A 15932-nucleotide genomic window follows, 5' to 3' on the forward strand; every position below is an offset into this window, starting at 1 on the left:
TTAAAAAACCTCTTTCATTTTTTTCTTGTATTTAAATGTTACATTAAGTAATATAACTCCCCATGCTATAAGATAAGTCCATATAAATATTTTATTATTAATAAATAAAATAGGTAAGTTCACTAAAGTATGTATGATAAATGCATATAATAAATATTTATATTTTTCCTTTTTAATACTATATAACACAATTAATGATAATCCAATATGTATTATTATCGCTAGAGTTCTTTCAAATCCTGATAAAAATATATTTTCTACTGATATATTACTAAATAAATTCAAATTTCCATTTAAAAAACTATAATAAGCTTTTATTAAAGGTAATCCTACAAGATAAAATGCTTCTACACCTCCATGTCCTATTCCAAATGCAATACCTTTTAGCCATGTAATATGATCTTTTAAAATAAACTTAAAAGATAAAAATCTACCACCTTCTTCAACTAATGCTGCTGTTAGCGCTAAAAATATAGCATATATATAAGTATTTGAAGAAATATTTACTATAAACCAAGGCTTCAAACTTAAATAATTTAATATAGGAATCCTAATAGATATTTGAACTATGAAAAATGTCAGTATTCCTATTATAGACCAAATTAATGTTTTTTTATCTTTTTTGTATAATAGAGCTATAAATGCAACTGGTAAAATTAGTGTTATAATCAAAGTTATAACTATTGAAATATGCTTAATTAAGTCCATATTCCACCTCTTTTCTATATAATATTATTTATTATATCACACACTTAGTATGATATAAAGAGAGTATAAAATAATGCTATATCTTTATCTTCCATTGATAACTAATAAATTCATTATTAGATTATATTGACACTTATATAAAGTGTATGATAGTATGTAGTCAAAAGAATAAAACGTTAACACTAGGGGAGCTTTATGGCTGAGAGTGATTTATCACGACCCTTACTACCTGAACTAGATAATACTAGCGGAGGAAAGTGTATATTTTAAAAAATATCCACTACCTTTGTAGTGGCTTTTTTTATACTAAATTTTAAGGAGGTTCAATATGAACAAAAAATGGAGTGCAAAAATGTTAACAGAGGGTGGAATATTAATAGCTTTATCAATCTTACTTAGTTATATAAAAATATATCAAGCACCTAGTGGTGGATCTGTTACAGCTGGTAGTATGATTCCCATAATGATATTTGCTATCAGATGGGGACTAGGTCCTGGGATATTTATGGGAGCTACTTATGGACTTGTAGACTTTTTATTAAAACCATCATTTTATCATCCTATACAATTTTTATTAGATTATCCAATAGCTTTTGGTTTTTTAGGACTTGCAGGACTAGGATATAAGATAAAAAAGGATGGAGCAAAAGGATACTTAACTTTAATTATTGGTATAATTCTTGCGTTAAGTGGAAGATTAATTTCTCATGTATTATCTGGTGTAATATTCTTCGCATCATATGCCGGAGATCAAAATCCTTGGATTTATTCTATTGTTTATAATGCAACATATATGGTGCCAGAACTTATAATATCTATATTAATAATAAGTTTAATTTGGAAACCAATGAAAAGAACTATTAAAAGTGAAAATTACTAAAACAAAAAAGCTGATTTAATCAGCTTTTTTTAATAACTAAATATTTTTATACAGTCTGTAACTATAAATATTTAATCATCATAAAATCAGTAAATTTATATCCCATTTTTTTATATAAACTCACTGCTCTTTCATTATGTGCAAAAACATGTAGTTGTACACTATCAACATCATTTTCTTTCAAATGCTTATCTAGCAAATTCATAGTTTGTTTACTATAACCTTTACCCTGATATTCTTCTTCTAATTCAATATCATATATAAAAGCTTGCTTAATATTATTGTTTATATAAATGTTCACCCATAGTACTCCTATATTATTTTTTTCATGAGTTACAGAAAACAAATAATGTTTTTTTGTCTTTAAACCTTCAGGCAATAATTTTTTAAATTCTTTTTCTGCTCTTTCTAAAGAATCTTCTTTTATCCAATTACCAGCTTTTACATGTTCATTAGCATATTTCTTTATAGACTTATTTATGTATTTAGCAAAAATATCATTAGTCATGGGTCTTAACTGTAATTCCATATACAACAACTCCTTACTAGTTTTTCAGATTTAATTATTTTTTATAGCAAAATTTAGTTATTTAATTTTTCAATTTCAGGGTATTGTTCAAGTAATTTTTTATTAGCAATTTCTAATTGTCTATAGTATTCAGAATAAGAATTACTTAGTTTCTTCATCGCTGGGATAAATATATCATAATATCCACTTACACTATTAAATTCTTTAAGCAAAGATTGAATTTTATATGCAGGTGAATTTTTGTATTCAACTGACTGTTTAAATTTTAAATATTGCTCTAATATTTCCTTATTATCCGATAAAAAATTATCAGGGTTTTCTATAGATAATTTAGTTTTTTCTGTCATTCTTTTGATATCTTCAGTACTTATGTGTTTTGTTCCTTCAATTAAATACTCTTGTAAATCTTTAGGAAAATTAAGCGAAGGAGTATTATCTAAAAATTCTATAATTTCTTTATAAGCAATTTTCTGATTTTCTGTTTTCATTGGCTCATTTAAAAATCTTGCAAAATGAAGGCAAATAAACCTACCATAATAACCTGGAAATGACATCAATAACTTTTCAGTGATTGTTTCTCTTTGCTCAATTATTTTTAATTCTTCATCTATTTCATCATAATTCTTACCACAACTAAGTTTATCAAGGATCTCTTTCTTTGCCTTCTCTCTTTTTACATTTAACTCTTTTTGAACTGATAAATTTTGTAATACACTACTTGACTCATCAGTAAATACTTTTTTAATATCTTCTGTGCTTATTCCCAATTTGCGAAGAACATAGATTTTCTTTAAATCTTCTATATCATCTTTACTAAAATCTCTATACCCATTACCTAAAATATCAGGACAAATTAAGTCTTGTTCTATGTAATAATTAATTGCTTTTTTAGTTAAATTAGTTATTTTACTCGCTTCATTAATTAACATATTTATCACCTCAATACAATCATAAGCTAACACCCAGGGTAATAGTCAATAGTTTTTTTATTATTAATACCTAATTCTCTAACTATAAGTAGTTTAAAATTTTTATATCTAAAATTTCTTTCATCCCAATTTCTATCAAATAATTCAATATATTTATAATATAAATATAACTATCAATAAAAATAGATTTTTTCTTTTATTAAAAACTTTCACTCTAAATTTTAAATTATTAACTATAATGTTACCATATAATTCTTTATATATTATATATAACAGTGAGTCTTTTTCTAATATAAGAGTCCTATTTTTCATTACCTATTGAATTATATATCTCTTCTATTTTTCTAATATCAAAATCTTCATCTATAATAATATATTCTTTATGAGATTCTTTCATCCTACTATCTATATTTAAAGTTTTATATTTGACATCAATAATTTTGTCATTTATATGTATGTCTAACCATTCATTACTTTCACTAGTTAAGTAGATAAAGTAAGTATTATTAGTTTCTTCTAAATTAGTGTTTAGATAATTTTCTTTTATTTTTATATCACTTAAATATTTTGTTAATTTATGTATTTGATTGATATTATTTGATTCTTTGGTTTTGTAACCTCCATATATCTCCATACGAATAAATTTATCTTTATATTCATATTTACTATAAATTACTTCTTCAACTTTTCCTTTTTCAGGATAATTTTTTATAACAATTAATACAATTAAAATTATTACTATTATTATAACACTATATAAAACTCTCTTCATATACTCTCCTTATATTGAACTAAAATATTGTAAGTTAAATCGTTTATAACAAATTATTCTTCTCTTTTAAAGTCAAATTTTTCATTTGGCATATCTAATTCATGTCCGTTAATTATAACTATATTATCATTAAGCCATTTAATTATTGATTCATCCTCATAATAATTCCATTAAATGTTTTTAGGCTTTTTCTTGATCTTATTAAAGCTTAATTCTTCTAAAATAACATAAGCAGTAGTTGCTCCACCATCAGATCTATAAACCCTTATTATATATGTTCCATTAGAAGATTCTTTTTGTGCTAATAATTCATTTTTAGGTAAACGACTCATATCAAAGAAAGCCTAATATATTACATGGGATAAAATTGCAAAAATTATGAAAATAATAATGAATATTTTCTTTTTTATTTTAACTCCTATTCCTTTATTTCAACTAAATCTACTAATTAAATAATTTTTTGCAATTATTTAATTTTTTCCACACTTTTCTCTACTACATATACCATATCATCCTCTGCTCCAAGACTGAAATTAAATATAACCCCTTGTCCTCCTCCAGCTCCAATAGCCGAAATAAAAATATTATTTTCATGTCCTACTATAGTAACACTTAAGCTTGCTCTATTACCATTTCTCATAAAATATTTATCATAAACTCTAACTGCTACACTTGTATCTTTAAACTTATAATTACTTTCATCAACTAAATTCATAGTTACTCCACTATTATTAATGTCCTTTTCTAAATTAGTGACTACTTCTTCAAAATTTCCTATAATATTTTCTTCATACTTTGCCATAATTTCACCGTCCCCTGTATTAATTAACCATCTCATATAAATTATATCAATTTTATTAGATAATTTAAAACAAAAAAAGAAAAGTAGAAGAACTACTTTTCTTCTACTTTTCCCATCTATTTTTATTCGACAACATATTTCCCTGGAAATGATTTTATTCTACAGTAACTGACTTTGCCAAATTTCTTGGTTTGTCAACATCTGCTCCTTTAAGTGTTGCCACATGATATGCAAGTATTTGTAATGGAACGACACTTATTATTGGTGATAAATCATCAATAATATTAGGTATATAAATCACTCTATCTGCTGCTTTATCAATTTCTTTATTTTTTAACATTGAAAGAGCTATTACCTTTGCACCTCTTGCACTTACTTCTTTTATATTACTTACTGTTTTATCATAAAGTTTATCTTGTGTTGCTAATGCTATTACTGGAGTATCATCTTCTATTAAAGCTATTGTTCCATGCTTTAATTCTCCTGCTGGCATTGCTTCAGAATGAATATATGATATTTCTTTTAATTTAAGCGACCCTTCACGTGCTACATCATGGTCTATTCCTCTACCTATATAGAATATATGATCTTTGTTGTATATTTCTTCTGCTAATTTTTTTATTTCATCTGATGTATCTAGTATGTTATCTATTTTAGCTGGTGTATCTCTCAATTCATCTATTAAGTCATGATACATACTATTCGATATAGTACCTTTTTTATTAGCCATATCAAGTGATATTAGAGCCATAGATACTAATTGAGTAGTATATGCTTTTGTTGAAGCTACTGCAATCTCAGGTCCAGCCCAAGTATAAAAAACATCATCTGCTTCTCTTGATATAGTACTTCCAACTACATTAGTTACAGCAAGTGTTCTAGCTCCTTTTTCTTTCGCCATTCTAAGTGCTGCTAAAGTATCAGCTGTTTCTCCTGATTGACTTACTATTATCATAAGTGTCTTATTATCTATAAATGGATCATTATATCTAAATTCTGACCCTACTTCTGCTATTACAGGTACATTTACATATTTCTGAATTAAATTCTTACCTAATAATCCAGCATGATATGCTGTTCCACAAGCTACTATATATACTCTATTGATATTATCTAAATCTTCTTTTGTTAATGTTATATCGTCTAATCTAATATCATTTTGTTTGTTTAATCTTGGAGATAATGTATCTTTTACTGCTTTTGGCTGCTCAAATATTTCTTTTAGCATAAAATGATCATATCCGCCTTTTTCTGCAGCTTCTACATCCCAATTCACTGTATAAACTTCTTTTTCAACAGGTCTACCAAAAGTAGTCATAAGAGTTATATCATTCTTTCTTACTATTGCCATTTCTCCATCTTCCATTATAAATATATTTCTAGTATATTTTAATACTGCTGGTATATCTGATGCAATAAAGTTTTCATCTTCTCCTATACCTATTATAAGTGGACTGTCTTTTCTTACAGCAATCAATTTATCTGGATTTTCTCTATTTATTACTCCTAAAGCATATGCACCTTCCAATTCTTTTACTGCCTTTTGAACTGCTTCAACTAAGTCATCTTCATAGTACATATCAATCAAGTGTGCAATTACTTCTGTATCAGTTTCTGAAACACAATTATATCCATTTACTTTTAATTTTTCTTTTATTTCCATATAGTTTTCAATTATACCATTATGAACTACAGCTATATTTCCAGAAGTATTCGCATGAGGATGACTATTCTTATCTGAAGGTTCTCCATGAGTAGCCCATCTAGTATGACCTATACCTATATTACCTTTTACTGGTTGCTTTTCTAAATTATCTTTTAATATTTGGAGTCTTCCTTTGTATTTTCTAAGTCCTAAGTTATTATTATTTAATATTGCTACACCTGCAGAATCATATCCTCTATATTCTAGTTTAGATAATCCTTCTACTAATATATCTGATGCTTCTCTATTTCCGATATATCCTACTATTCCACACATTTTGTCTCACTCACTTTCAAATATGATATTTATTTTTCTACCTGATAAGTGTTGTGCAAATAATTACTTATTTGTTTTACTTATCTTTAAGGGTAGTAGCTTACCCCGAGGTACCCGCCGATAAATTCGATAAACCTCGTCCTCGTCTGCAATAAAGTATCCGTTCCCTTATTGCCCTGGCGCTTTATTTTTATTCATTTTCTACTATTTTCCCTTTTGCATCACCCCTTTCAAAGAAATGATAAGAGAGCAAAGCTCTCTTAATTTAATCTCTCTTCTATTAAATCAGCTAGTTTTTTAGCTATAGTTTCTATTTCTGATGTATCTTTACCTTCTATCATAACTCTAACTAATGGTTCTGTTCCTGAAGGTCTTATTAGAACTCTTCCTTCACCGTCAAATCTTTTTTCAAGATTTTGTATTTCAACTTTTATTATCTCATCTTCTAAATAACTGTTTTTCTTAGAATTGTCTACTTTAGCATTTACTAGTACTTGTGGAAGTGAAGTCATTATACTTGCAAGTTCTGATAATGTCTTACCTTTTTCTTTTACTATTGATGATAGTTTGATCCCAGTTAAAAGTCCATCACCAGTAGTATTATGATCTAAGAATATTATATGACCTGATTGTTCTCCACCTAATTTGTAATTATTTTTAGACATTTCTTCTAATACATATCTATCTCCAACTTTTGTTTTTACAAGATTAATATCTTTATTATCAAAACAAATATCTAATCCTAAATTACTCATAACAGTACCTACAACTGTATTTCCAGTTAATAAATCTTTTTCTTTTAAATAGGATCCACATATAGCCATTATATGATCTCCATCTACAATTTGTCCCTTTTCATCAACAGCTATTAATCTATCTGCATCACCATCAAAAGAAAGTCCAATATCTGCTCCTGTTTCTTTCACAAGCTTTTGTACCTCTTCTGGTTTAGTAGAACCACAAGCTACGTTTATATTCACTCCATTAGGATCATTATGTATTACATGTACTTCTGCTCCTAATTCTTCTAGTAATAATGGTGCTATCATATAAGCAGCTCCATTACCACAATCTACAGCTATTTTAAGACCTTTTAAATCAATATCTATAGTTGTTTTTAAGAAATTACCATAGTCATTTAGTGCATTCATAACAATAGTCTTTCTTCCTACATTATTTCCTACTGGAAATGCTAGTATATCCTCATGGTTTAATATATAACTTTCTATTTCATCTTCTATCTCATCAGTTAATTTATATCCTTCTGAATTGAAAAATTTAATACCATTATATTCTACTGGATTATGTGAAGCTGATATCATAACTCCTGCATCTGCATTATACTCTCTTGTTAAATATGCTATAGCAGGTGTTGGTAATACTCCTACAGATAATACATCTACACCAGCAGAACAAATACCTGATATAAGAGCTGCCTCTAACATATCACCAGAAATTCTAGTATCCATTCCTACTACTATCTTTGCTTTTTCTTTACCTTTTGTAAGTAAATATCCACCTATTCTACCCAGTTTGTAAGCTAGTTCTACAGTTAAATCTTTATTTGCTACTCCTCTTACTCCATCAGTCCCAAATAATTTTCCCATTTTTAAACCTCCTGAATTTAGATACTTTATTATAATACCATAGTAATAAAGTATACTCAAGCTCTAATTTATCAGCGCTATGACAATTTTTGTCGAATTATATAAAATTATAAATTTAATGCAATAAAAAAAGTAGACAAAAGTCTACTTTTTAAAACTCTACATTTCTAAATCCTTTACCCTTCACTTCTTTACTTTGCGATATATTGATGAAAGCATCTTTATCTATATTTGTAACTATTTCTTTTAATTTACCTATTTGAGTTGAAGTTACTGTACAATAAATTATTTTTTTATCGTCATGTGTATATGCTCCTTCACCATTCAAAAACGTAGCTCCTCTTCCAAGTTCACTGAATATTTCTTTTGCTACTGTTTCTGGTTTAGATGATATAAGCATTACAGTTTGGTTAGTATCTAATCCTTCTTGTACTTTATCTAATATTTTATATCCTATATATAATCCTATTAATGTGTACATTGCTAGTTTTAAACCAAATAGGAATGATGACAATCCTATTATCAATAAATTTACTCCCATTAGTGCTGAGCCTATATCTATATTTAGTTTCTTCTTCAATATAGCTGCTATAATATCCATTCCACCTTGAGAAGCTTTGTTTCTGAACATTATACCCATACCTATTCCATTTAATAATCCACCAAGTATGGTTTCTAGTAGTAAATCATTTATTTCAATATAAAATCCAATATCTTCTGTTAAGTTTAGTAACAATGACATGGAGAACATTGATATAAAGCTATAAAGTAAAAAATCTCTATCTACTACTTTAAGGCCTACCATAAAAATTGGTACATTGAGTAAAAATACTAATAGACCTGTAGGAAGCTCAGTTAAATAATGTATCATTAAAGCAATTCCACTAGCTCCTCCACTAAGCAAATTATTTGGTATGAAAAAACCATTAATTGCGACAGCACATAATAATCCTCCTAAAATTACTGAAACTAATCTCAACGAATGAGGCAAGTCATTTGAATCACTTTTTGAACGTGATTTAAATTTTGCCTTATTAGCAAGTTCCACATTTACATCTCCTTTTTTATGCCAGGTTTTAACCTGTTTTTCAACTTCATTATATAGAGTTGATACCTATAATTCAACCTAATTATTCATTTTAAATATTAAGATATATTAATAGTTCTGACTATTTTAAATACAGATTATTATTGTTTTTTACCTTTCATTAATATGTGATAAACATACAATTAGTGATAAAAAATGAATATTTTATTTTTCAACTTTCATAAAAAATTAACACTAAAAAACATCTGAGAAATTTTCTCAGATGTTTTAGTTTTATTTTATAAGTTCTGCACCTTTTTCAAGTGCTTCTTTATTTATTGGTATTAGATGAGATTTTGATTCACCAAACACTTTCTTAAATGCTTCAAGTATTGATTCTATTTTCACTGCATTTGTAAGCTCTAAATACGCACCAAGCATAACCATATTTGCTACTCTTGCGTTACCTAGTTCATTTGCTATTTCATTGGCAGGTATATAATATGCTTTTAAATCGTCTCTTTCAACTTTTCTATCTATAAGAGAACTATTTATTAATAAGTTACCATCTTTAACTATATCTTTTTCAAATTTATCTAAAGATGGTCTATTCATAACAATTGCTGCAGTAGCTTCAGTAACTATAGGTGAACCTATATTAGTATCAGAAACCATTACATTACAGTTTGCAGTACCTCCACGCATCTCTGGACCGTAAGATGGAAGCCAAGAAACATTCTTGTTTTCTATCATTCCTGCATAAGTTAATAATTGTCCTATACTCATTACACCTTGACCACCAAAACCTGCCATTATAACTCTTTCTTGCATATTATTTCGCCTCCTTAGGTGAACATATATTTCCTAATGGATAATATGGTATCATATTTTCTTCTAACCAACTTAATGCCTCTACAGGAGTTACACCCCAGTTTGTAGGACAAGTTGATAATACTTCAACAATCCCAAAACCTTCTCCACTTAATTGAAGTTCAAATGCTTTTTTTATAGCTTTTTTTGCCTTTCTAACTTGTTTCGCATTATGAACAGAAACTCTTTCAACAAACTTAGCTCCATCTAAAGTTGCAAGCATCTCTGATACTTTTATAGGCATACCTGCATGTGATACATCTCTACCAAATGGTGATGTAGTAGCTTTTTGTCCTACAAGTGTAGTTGGAGCCATTTGTCCACCTGTCATTCCATATATAGCATTATTTACAAATATTGTAGTTATCTTTTCTCCTCTTGCTGCTGCATGAATAATTTCTGCCGCTCCAATTGATGCAAGGTCCCCATCACCTTGATAAGTGAATACTACTTTATCTGGATGTACTCTTTTAATTCCTGTAGCTACAGCTGGTGCTCTACCATGAGCTGCTTCATGCATGTCACAATTAAAATAATTATATGCAAATACAGAACAACCTACAGGAGCTACACCTATAGTTTCACCTAATACATCTAACTCTTCTAATACTTCTCCAACTAATCTATGAATTATACCATGTGTACAACCTGGACAGTAATGAGTTGGTATATCTACTAATCCATTAGTTCTTTCAAATACCTTTGCCATTACTTTTCACCCCTTGCAATTTTTTTAATTTCTTCTACTATAGCATCTGGTGTTGGAACCATTCCTCCAGTTCTTCCATAGAAATGAACTGGCTTTTTGCCATTTATTGCGATTTTAACATCATCTATCATTTGTCCTGTACTCATTTCTACTGTAAGTACCCCTTTAGTTTTATCAGTTATTTCTTCAAATGCTTTGTCTGGGAAAGGCCATAATGTAATTGGTCTAATAAGACCTACTTTCATACCTTCTTCTTCACACTTAGCAATTGCATTTTTTACGATTCTAGAAGTAGTACCATATGCTACAACAACTACATCAGCATCAGATACATTGTAGTTTTCGTATCTAGTTTCATTTTTCTTTATTTCATCATATTTCTTTTCAAGTCTTAATACGTGATCTTCTAATTCTTGAGGGTCTATAAATAAAGAATTTATTATATTAGGCTTTCTTTTTCCTTTTGTTCCATCAGTTGCCCATGTTTTAGGTTCAATTGGTCTTTTTTTAGGTTCTTTAAATTCAACTGGTTCCATCATCTGTCCTATCATACCATCACCTATTACCATTACTGGGTTTCTGTATTGTTCAGCTACATCAAAAGCTTCCATTACTAAATCTACTGTTTCTTGAATTGTAGCAGGAGCATATACTAAATGTCTATAGTCTCCATTTCCTCCACCACGTGTAGATTGATAATAATCTGATTGTGCAGGTTGAATACCACCTAATCCTGGACCACCTCTAACTATATTTACAATTACACAAGGTAATTCTGCTCCAGCAATATAAGAAATTCCTTCTTGTTTTAAAGCTATTCCTGGACTTGAAGAAGATGTCATAACACGTGCACCTGCTCCAGCAGCACCATAAACCATATTTATTGCAGCAACCTCAGATTCTGCTTGTAAAAATACTCCTCCTACTCCAGGTAATTCTCTAGCCATATATTCAGGTAATTCATTTTGTGGTGTTATTGGATAACCAAAGAAATAATTACAACCTGCCTTTATAGCAGCTGCTCCTATTGCTTCATTACCTTTCATTAATACTTTAGTCATTTTTTCCCCTCCTAATTATTTTTCAATTACTCTTTCAACTTCAATTACAGTATCTGGACAAATAGTTGCACAATTTGCACATCCTATACATTTATCCATATCAGATACAGTAGCTGGATAGTATCCTTTAATATTTATTTTTTCTCTATTCATAACAACAATGTTTACAGGACAAACAGTTGTACATAATTCACAACCTTTACATCTATCCTCTCTAAAAGTAACTTTACCTTTTGCCTTTGCCATTTAAAACCCTCCTTAATATTAGCTCATCCATTCTTCTCTCATATACATCTTTATTGGAAAAATTTCACCTTCTAAATCATTAGGTAAATCTTTTACAATACTTTCTATACATGAGATATATTTAATAGGAATATTTAAATTCTTTGATACCTCTTCACATAGTTTTTGACCTCTTATAACATCTTCAACTGTTGTTGATTTTAATAAATGTGTGTTATTTATTATGCCTGTTACCTTAGCCCTAGATTGAATTTCTATATTTTTAAGATATTGAATAGTTTTCTCAACTTCTCTAGTTTCTGGTCTGTTTGCATTTATTACAAAAAACATATCATAATTTCCTTCTATAAAATATTCATAATATCTTCCTAGAGCACGAGCACCTGCTGGGTCACCTCCTACATCTAATACTGCATCAAATGTATTATCTTGTAATGGAGTGAGTATTTCTCCAGAAACAGCAGGGACATCAGATGCAAGCCCTTTAATTGAACTTCCAATAACTCTTATACCTAAATCACTTAAAAACTCTTCTTTTTCCCTGCTTCTAAAATAGGGATTTACAACATCTAGATCTGCTATAGCTGTCTTTTTGTTAGCTTTAGCTAATTGTATAGCATAGTTAACAGCAAATTCAGTCTTCCCACTTCCATAATGTCCTGTAATTATCCTTATTCTATTATCATTTAACATATAATCATCCTTTGTTGATTAATCAGTATATTGTTTTGCTTTTTCTTCTCCTCTTAATACTCTAAGTCCTCCTTGAGCAAGTGCTATCATCTCATCTTCTCCTGGATAAACAAATACTTTACTTATAAACTCTACACTTTCTTTTATCCAAGAAATAAAATTATCATCATATGCTATACCACCTGTAAGTATAATCCCATCAACTTGTCCTTTTAATACAGCAGCACAAGCTCCTATTTCTTTTGATACTTGATATGCCATAGCTTTATAAACTAATTCTGCTTTCTTATCTCCATTATCTATCATCTTGGTTACTTCTCTTGCATCATTTGTACATAAATAAGCTACAAGTCCACCTTTTCCTTTTATTTTCTTTTTTATATCATCTAAAGTATACTTTCCAGAATAACACATTTTAGCTAAATCCCCTGATGGAAGACCACCTGATCTTTCTGGTGAAAATGGACCATCTCCATCTAATGCATTATTTACATCTATAACTTTACCTTTTTTATGTGCACCTACTGAGACTCCACCACCTAAATGAGCAACTATGAAATTTAATTCTTCATATGATTTTTTTAATTCATCTGATGCACGTCTTGCAACTGCTTTTTGATTTAATGCATGAAAAATACTTTTTCTTTCAAGTTCAGGCATTCCAGATATTCTAGCTACATCTTGCATTTCATCAACAACAACAGGATCTACTATATATGAAGGAATATTTAACCCAGTAGCTATTTCTCCAGCTATTATACCACCTAAATTAGAAGCATGTTCCCCTAATACTCCTACTTTTAAGTCTTCTATCATTTTTTCATCTACACTATATGTTCCACCTGAGATTGGTTTTAATAATCCACCACGACCCACAACTGCAGATAATTTAGTAATATTTATTTCTTTATCACTTAAAGTTTTTAGTATAATATTTTTTCTGAATTCAAACTGATCATACATACTTTCATATGGTGAAAGCTCTTCAGTAGAATGTCTTAAAGTCTCTTCTAAAACTAATTTTTCATTATCAAAAATTGCAATTTTGGTAGATGTGGAACCAGGATTGATTACTAATAATCTATAAACATTTGTCATTTATTCTGCCTCCTTATTCTTTGATGCCATTAAAACACCTAATGCTATTGAATTAAATTTCGCCTCATCATCATCTGCTCTAGATGTTAATACTACAGGAGCTTTTGCTCCAACTATAACACCAGCAATGTTTGCATTTGCCAAAAATACTAAAGATTTATAAAAAATATTTCCTGCTTCAATATCAGGCATAAGTAAAATATCAGCATCTCCAGCTACAGGATGTTCTATACCTTTATGAATTGCTGCTTGTTTTGATATAGCATTGTCTAGTGCAAATGGGCCTTTTACCATGCATCCAGTTATTTCTCCATTTTCATTCATCTTTGTAAGTTCAGCTGCATCCACTGTATCTGGCATTTTAGGATTTACTTTTTCTTTAGCACAAATTACAGCAACTTTAGGTTTTTCAATATCTAAAGAATGAGCTACAAAATTAGCATTTTCTAATATTTTTTTCTTTGCTTCTAAGTCTGGATCTATATTCATTGCTGCATCTGACACTAATAATATTTTTTCATAAGTAGGTATATCAAAAGCTACAACATGACTTAATAAGTTTCCAGTTTTAAGTCCTACTTCTTTATCTAAAACTGCTTTAAGTATTATTGAAGTATCAACAATCCCCTTCATAACTAAGTCAGCTTTTCCCTTGCTTACAAGTTCTACAGCCTTAAGTGAAGCTTCTTTTTTATCTTTTATATCCACAACTTCAAACTCGTTTAAGTCCATATTTATATCTTTTGCTATATTTTTAATTTCTTCCTTATCACCTACTAAAATTGAATCTGCTATTTTCTCATCTTTTGCTTTCTTTGCAGCCTGTAAAACTTCTTTGTCTTGTGCAACTGCTACTGATAATGTTCTTGGACCTTTTTTTCTTGCTAAATCTAAAATATCTTTAAAATCTTTAATCATTTGAATACACCTCTTTTTCATATATTTTTATTTTTTCTTTTGAATTCAATACTCTAATAGCTCCATCATTTAAAGCTTCCAATTCATCTTCACCAGGATATATTTTTATGGGAGCTATAAAGCTAACCATATCCTTAATATATTGGACAAGCATGTTAGAATAAGCCATTCCTCCAGTAATAACTATATAATCAACATTTCCCTTTAATACTGTACTCATCTTTCCAATTTCTTTTGCTATTTGATATGCCATAGAATCATAAATTAATTTAGTATACTTATCGCCAGATTTAATTTTTTCTTCTACTTCTATAGCATTATTAGTATTTAAATAAGCTACTAGCCCTGCTTTTCCTTTTATTTTTTTCTTCATTTCTATTTCTGTATAATCACCTGAAAAACAAAGTTTTACTAAATCTCCTACTGGTAATTCACCTGCTCTTTCTGGAGAAAAAGGTCCCATTTCATTAGCATTATTTACATCTATTATTCTGCCTTTTTCTATTGCAGCTACAGAAATTCCTCCTCCAAGGTGAACTGTTATTAAGTTTAACTCTTTAAAATCCTTATTAATATCATCTGAAAATTTATATGATATAGCCCTGATATTTAATGCATGTAATAGAGATTTTCTTTCTATTTCCGGTATTCCAGATATTCTAGCTATATCTCTAAATTCATCAACTGCAACAGGATCAACTATAAATGAATCTACATTTATTTTTTCTGCTAATCCTTTTGCTATTAATGCACCTAAATTAGATGCATGCTCACCTCTTACAGCATTTTTTAAATCTTTAATCATCTCATCACTAATTTTATATATTCCTGCGGGTATAGGTCTTAAAAGCCCCCCACGCCCTACTACTACTTTAAATGTATCAAGAGCAAAGCCTTCATTTTCTAATACTGATTCTATCATATTAAGTCTATATTCATATTGATCTGTAACCTTATCAAAAACTTCTAAGTCTTTTAAGTTATGATTTATTTTTTTCTCTAAAACTTTTTTATTTTCTTTAAATATACCAATTTTAGTTGAAGTTGAACCAGGATTGATAGCTAAGATATACTCTTTCATTATTTCACTCCCATTAATTTT

Annotated in this window: 17 protein-coding genes, 1 pseudogene and 1 riboswitch; of the genes and pseudogenes, 1 reads left to right on the forward strand and 17 read right to left on the reverse strand. The window is 28.9% G+C overall.

Going from position 1 to position 15932, the window contains the following annotated elements; all coding sequences use genetic code 11:
• Positions 1-708, reverse strand: coding sequence for a YhfC family glutamic-type intramembrane protease (locus tag E0D94_RS11795; protein ID WP_130807765.1), 708 nt, complete (start codon positions 706-708; stop codon positions 1-3).
• A 174-nt stretch (positions 709-882) separates the two neighbouring features.
• A riboswitch (TPP riboswitch) is annotated at positions 883-981 on the forward strand.
• 55 nt (positions 982-1036) lie between these two features.
• On the opposite strand from E0D94_RS11795, the gene thiT reads away from it, so the two are divergent.
• Complete coding sequence (gene thiT, locus E0D94_RS11800) at positions 1037-1588, forward strand: energy-coupled thiamine transporter ThiT (RefSeq protein ID WP_130807766.1); 552 nt, start codon at positions 1037-1039, stop codon at positions 1586-1588.
• A 61-nt stretch (positions 1589-1649) separates the two neighbouring features.
• Here the strand turns inward: thiT and E0D94_RS11805 are convergent, their stop codons facing one another.
• From E0D94_RS11805 to buk (E0D94_RS11875), 16 genes and pseudogenes are all read right to left on the reverse strand, one after another.
• Entirely contained in the window at positions 1650-2117 is a 468-nt protein-coding gene (locus E0D94_RS11805; RefSeq protein WP_130807767.1) for a GNAT family N-acetyltransferase, read from the reverse strand.
• Between the two features lie 53 nt (positions 2118-2170).
• Positions 2171-3046: a MerR family transcriptional regulator gene (locus tag E0D94_RS11810; protein WP_130807768.1), complete on the reverse strand. Its 876-nt coding sequence runs from the start codon at positions 3044-3046 to the stop codon at positions 2171-2173.
• Between the two features lie 301 nt (positions 3047-3347).
• Positions 3348-3818 carry a hypothetical protein gene (locus tag E0D94_RS11815; RefSeq protein ID WP_130807769.1) on the reverse strand — a complete coding sequence of 157 codons (471 nt, stop codon included), beginning with the start codon at positions 3816-3818 and terminating at the stop codon, positions 3348-3350.
• 53 nt (positions 3819-3871) lie between these two features.
• A pseudogene (locus E0D94_RS15040) lies at positions 3872-4150 on the reverse strand (DUF5412 family protein).
• Between the two features lie 134 nt (positions 4151-4284).
• Positions 4285-4656, reverse strand: coding sequence for a DUF6054 family protein (locus E0D94_RS11820; RefSeq protein WP_242620537.1), 372 nt, complete (start codon positions 4654-4656; stop codon positions 4285-4287).
• Between the two features lie 118 nt (positions 4657-4774).
• Entirely contained in the window at positions 4775-6601 is a 1827-nt protein-coding gene (gene glmS, locus E0D94_RS11825) for a glutamine--fructose-6-phosphate transaminase (isomerizing) (protein ID WP_130807771.1), read from the reverse strand.
• A 260-nt stretch (positions 6602-6861) separates the two neighbouring features.
• On the reverse strand, positions 6862-8208 hold the full coding sequence (gene glmM, locus E0D94_RS11830) for a phosphoglucosamine mutase (protein ID WP_130807772.1): 1347 nt from the start codon (positions 8206-8208) through the stop codon (positions 6862-6864).
• Between the two features lie 151 nt (positions 8209-8359).
• On the reverse strand, positions 8360-9256 hold the full coding sequence (locus tag E0D94_RS11835) for a YitT family protein (RefSeq protein ID WP_242620538.1): 897 nt from the start codon (positions 9254-9256) through the stop codon (positions 8360-8362).
• Between the two features lie 273 nt (positions 9257-9529).
• A complete protein-coding gene (locus E0D94_RS11840; RefSeq protein ID WP_130807773.1) occupies positions 9530-10066 on the reverse strand; it encodes a 2-oxoacid:acceptor oxidoreductase family protein in 537 nt (178 codons plus the stop codon).
• A gap of 1 nt (position 10067) precedes the next feature.
• Entirely contained in the window at positions 10068-10814 is a 747-nt protein-coding gene (locus E0D94_RS11845; RefSeq protein ID WP_130807774.1) for a thiamine pyrophosphate-dependent enzyme, read from the reverse strand.
• Positions 10814-11875 (reverse strand): 3-methyl-2-oxobutanoate dehydrogenase subunit VorB, encoded by a 1062-nt coding sequence (locus E0D94_RS11850; RefSeq protein WP_130807775.1) that lies wholly within the window; start codon positions 11873-11875, stop codon positions 10814-10816. Before E0D94_RS11850 ends, E0D94_RS11845 begins: the two co-directional genes overlap by 1 nt.
• Positions 11876-11890: 15 nt before the next feature.
• On the reverse strand, positions 11891-12121 hold the full coding sequence (locus E0D94_RS11855) for a 4Fe-4S dicluster domain-containing protein (RefSeq protein WP_130807776.1): 231 nt from the start codon (positions 12119-12121) through the stop codon (positions 11891-11893).
• A gap of 18 nt (positions 12122-12139) precedes the next feature.
• A complete protein-coding gene (locus E0D94_RS11860; RefSeq protein ID WP_130807777.1) occupies positions 12140-12814 on the reverse strand; it encodes a nucleotide-binding protein in 675 nt (224 codons plus the stop codon).
• 18 nt (positions 12815-12832) lie between these two features.
• On the reverse strand, positions 12833-13912 hold the full coding sequence (gene buk, locus E0D94_RS11865) for a butyrate kinase (protein WP_130807778.1): 1080 nt from the start codon (positions 13910-13912) through the stop codon (positions 12833-12835).
• Positions 13913-14830, reverse strand: a complete 918-nt coding sequence (gene ptb, locus E0D94_RS11870; RefSeq protein WP_130807779.1) for a phosphate butyryltransferase — start codon at positions 14828-14830, stop codon at positions 13913-13915.
• Positions 14823-15911, reverse strand: a complete 1089-nt coding sequence (gene buk / locus E0D94_RS11875; protein ID WP_130807780.1) for a butyrate kinase — start codon at positions 15909-15911, stop codon at positions 14823-14825. Before buk (E0D94_RS11875) ends, ptb begins: the two co-directional genes overlap by 8 nt.
• Positions 15912-15932 lie beyond the last annotated feature (21 nt).

Source organism: Senegalia massiliensis (assembly GCF_900626135.1).
GTDB lineage: Bacteria > Bacillota > Clostridia > Tissierellales > SIT17 > Anaeromonas > Anaeromonas massiliensis.

What these genes read in the sequence shown, in the direction of transcription:
- E0D94_RS11795 (WP_130807765.1), bottom strand. Translation starts at nt 708, where the DNA reads ATGGACTTAATTAAGCATATTTCAATAGTTATAACTTTGATTATAACA.
- thiT (WP_130807766.1), top strand. Translation starts at nt 1,037, where the DNA reads ATGAACAAAAAATGGAGTGCAAAAATGTTAACAGAGGGTGGAATATTA.
- E0D94_RS11805 (WP_130807767.1), bottom strand. Translation starts at nt 2,117, where the DNA reads ATGGAATTACAGTTAAGACCCATGACTAATGATATTTTTGCTAAATAC.
- E0D94_RS11810 (WP_130807768.1), bottom strand. Translation starts at nt 3,046, where the DNA reads ATGTTAATTAATGAAGCGAGTAAAATAACTAATTTAACTAAAAAAGCA.
- E0D94_RS11815 (WP_130807769.1), bottom strand. Translation starts at nt 3,818, where the DNA reads ATGAAGAGAGTTTTATATAGTGTTATAATAATAGTAATAATTTTAATT.
- E0D94_RS11820 (WP_242620537.1), bottom strand. Translation starts at nt 4,656, where the DNA reads ATGAGATGGTTAATTAATACAGGGGACGGTGAAATTATGGCAAAGTAT.
- glmS (WP_130807771.1), bottom strand. Translation starts at nt 6,601, where the DNA reads ATGTGTGGAATAGTAGGATATATCGGAAATAGAGAAGCATCAGATATA.
- glmM (WP_130807772.1), bottom strand. Translation starts at nt 8,208, where the DNA reads ATGGGAAAATTATTTGGGACTGATGGAGTAAGAGGAGTAGCAAATAAA.
- E0D94_RS11840 (WP_130807773.1), bottom strand. Translation starts at nt 10,066, where the DNA reads ATGCAAGAAAGAGTTATAATGGCAGGTTTTGGTGGTCAAGGTGTAATG.
- E0D94_RS11845 (WP_130807774.1), bottom strand. Translation starts at nt 10,814, where the DNA reads ATGGCAAAGGTATTTGAAAGAACTAATGGATTAGTAGATATACCAACT.
- E0D94_RS11850 (WP_130807775.1), bottom strand. Translation starts at nt 11,875, where the DNA reads ATGACTAAAGTATTAATGAAAGGTAATGAAGCAATAGGAGCAGCTGCT.
- E0D94_RS11855 (WP_130807776.1), bottom strand. Translation starts at nt 12,121, where the DNA reads ATGGCAAAGGCAAAAGGTAAAGTTACTTTTAGAGAGGATAGATGTAAA.
- E0D94_RS11860 (WP_130807777.1), bottom strand. Translation starts at nt 12,814, where the DNA reads ATGTTAAATGATAATAGAATAAGGATAATTACAGGACATTATGGAAGT.
- buk (WP_130807778.1), bottom strand. Translation starts at nt 13,912, where the DNA reads ATGACAAATGTTTATAGATTATTAGTAATCAATCCTGGTTCCACATCT.
- ptb (WP_130807779.1), bottom strand. Translation starts at nt 14,830, where the DNA reads ATGATTAAAGATTTTAAAGATATTTTAGATTTAGCAAGAAAAAAAGGT.
- buk (WP_130807780.1), bottom strand. Translation starts at nt 15,911, where the DNA reads ATGAAAGAGTATATCTTAGCTATCAATCCTGGTTCAACTTCAACTAAA.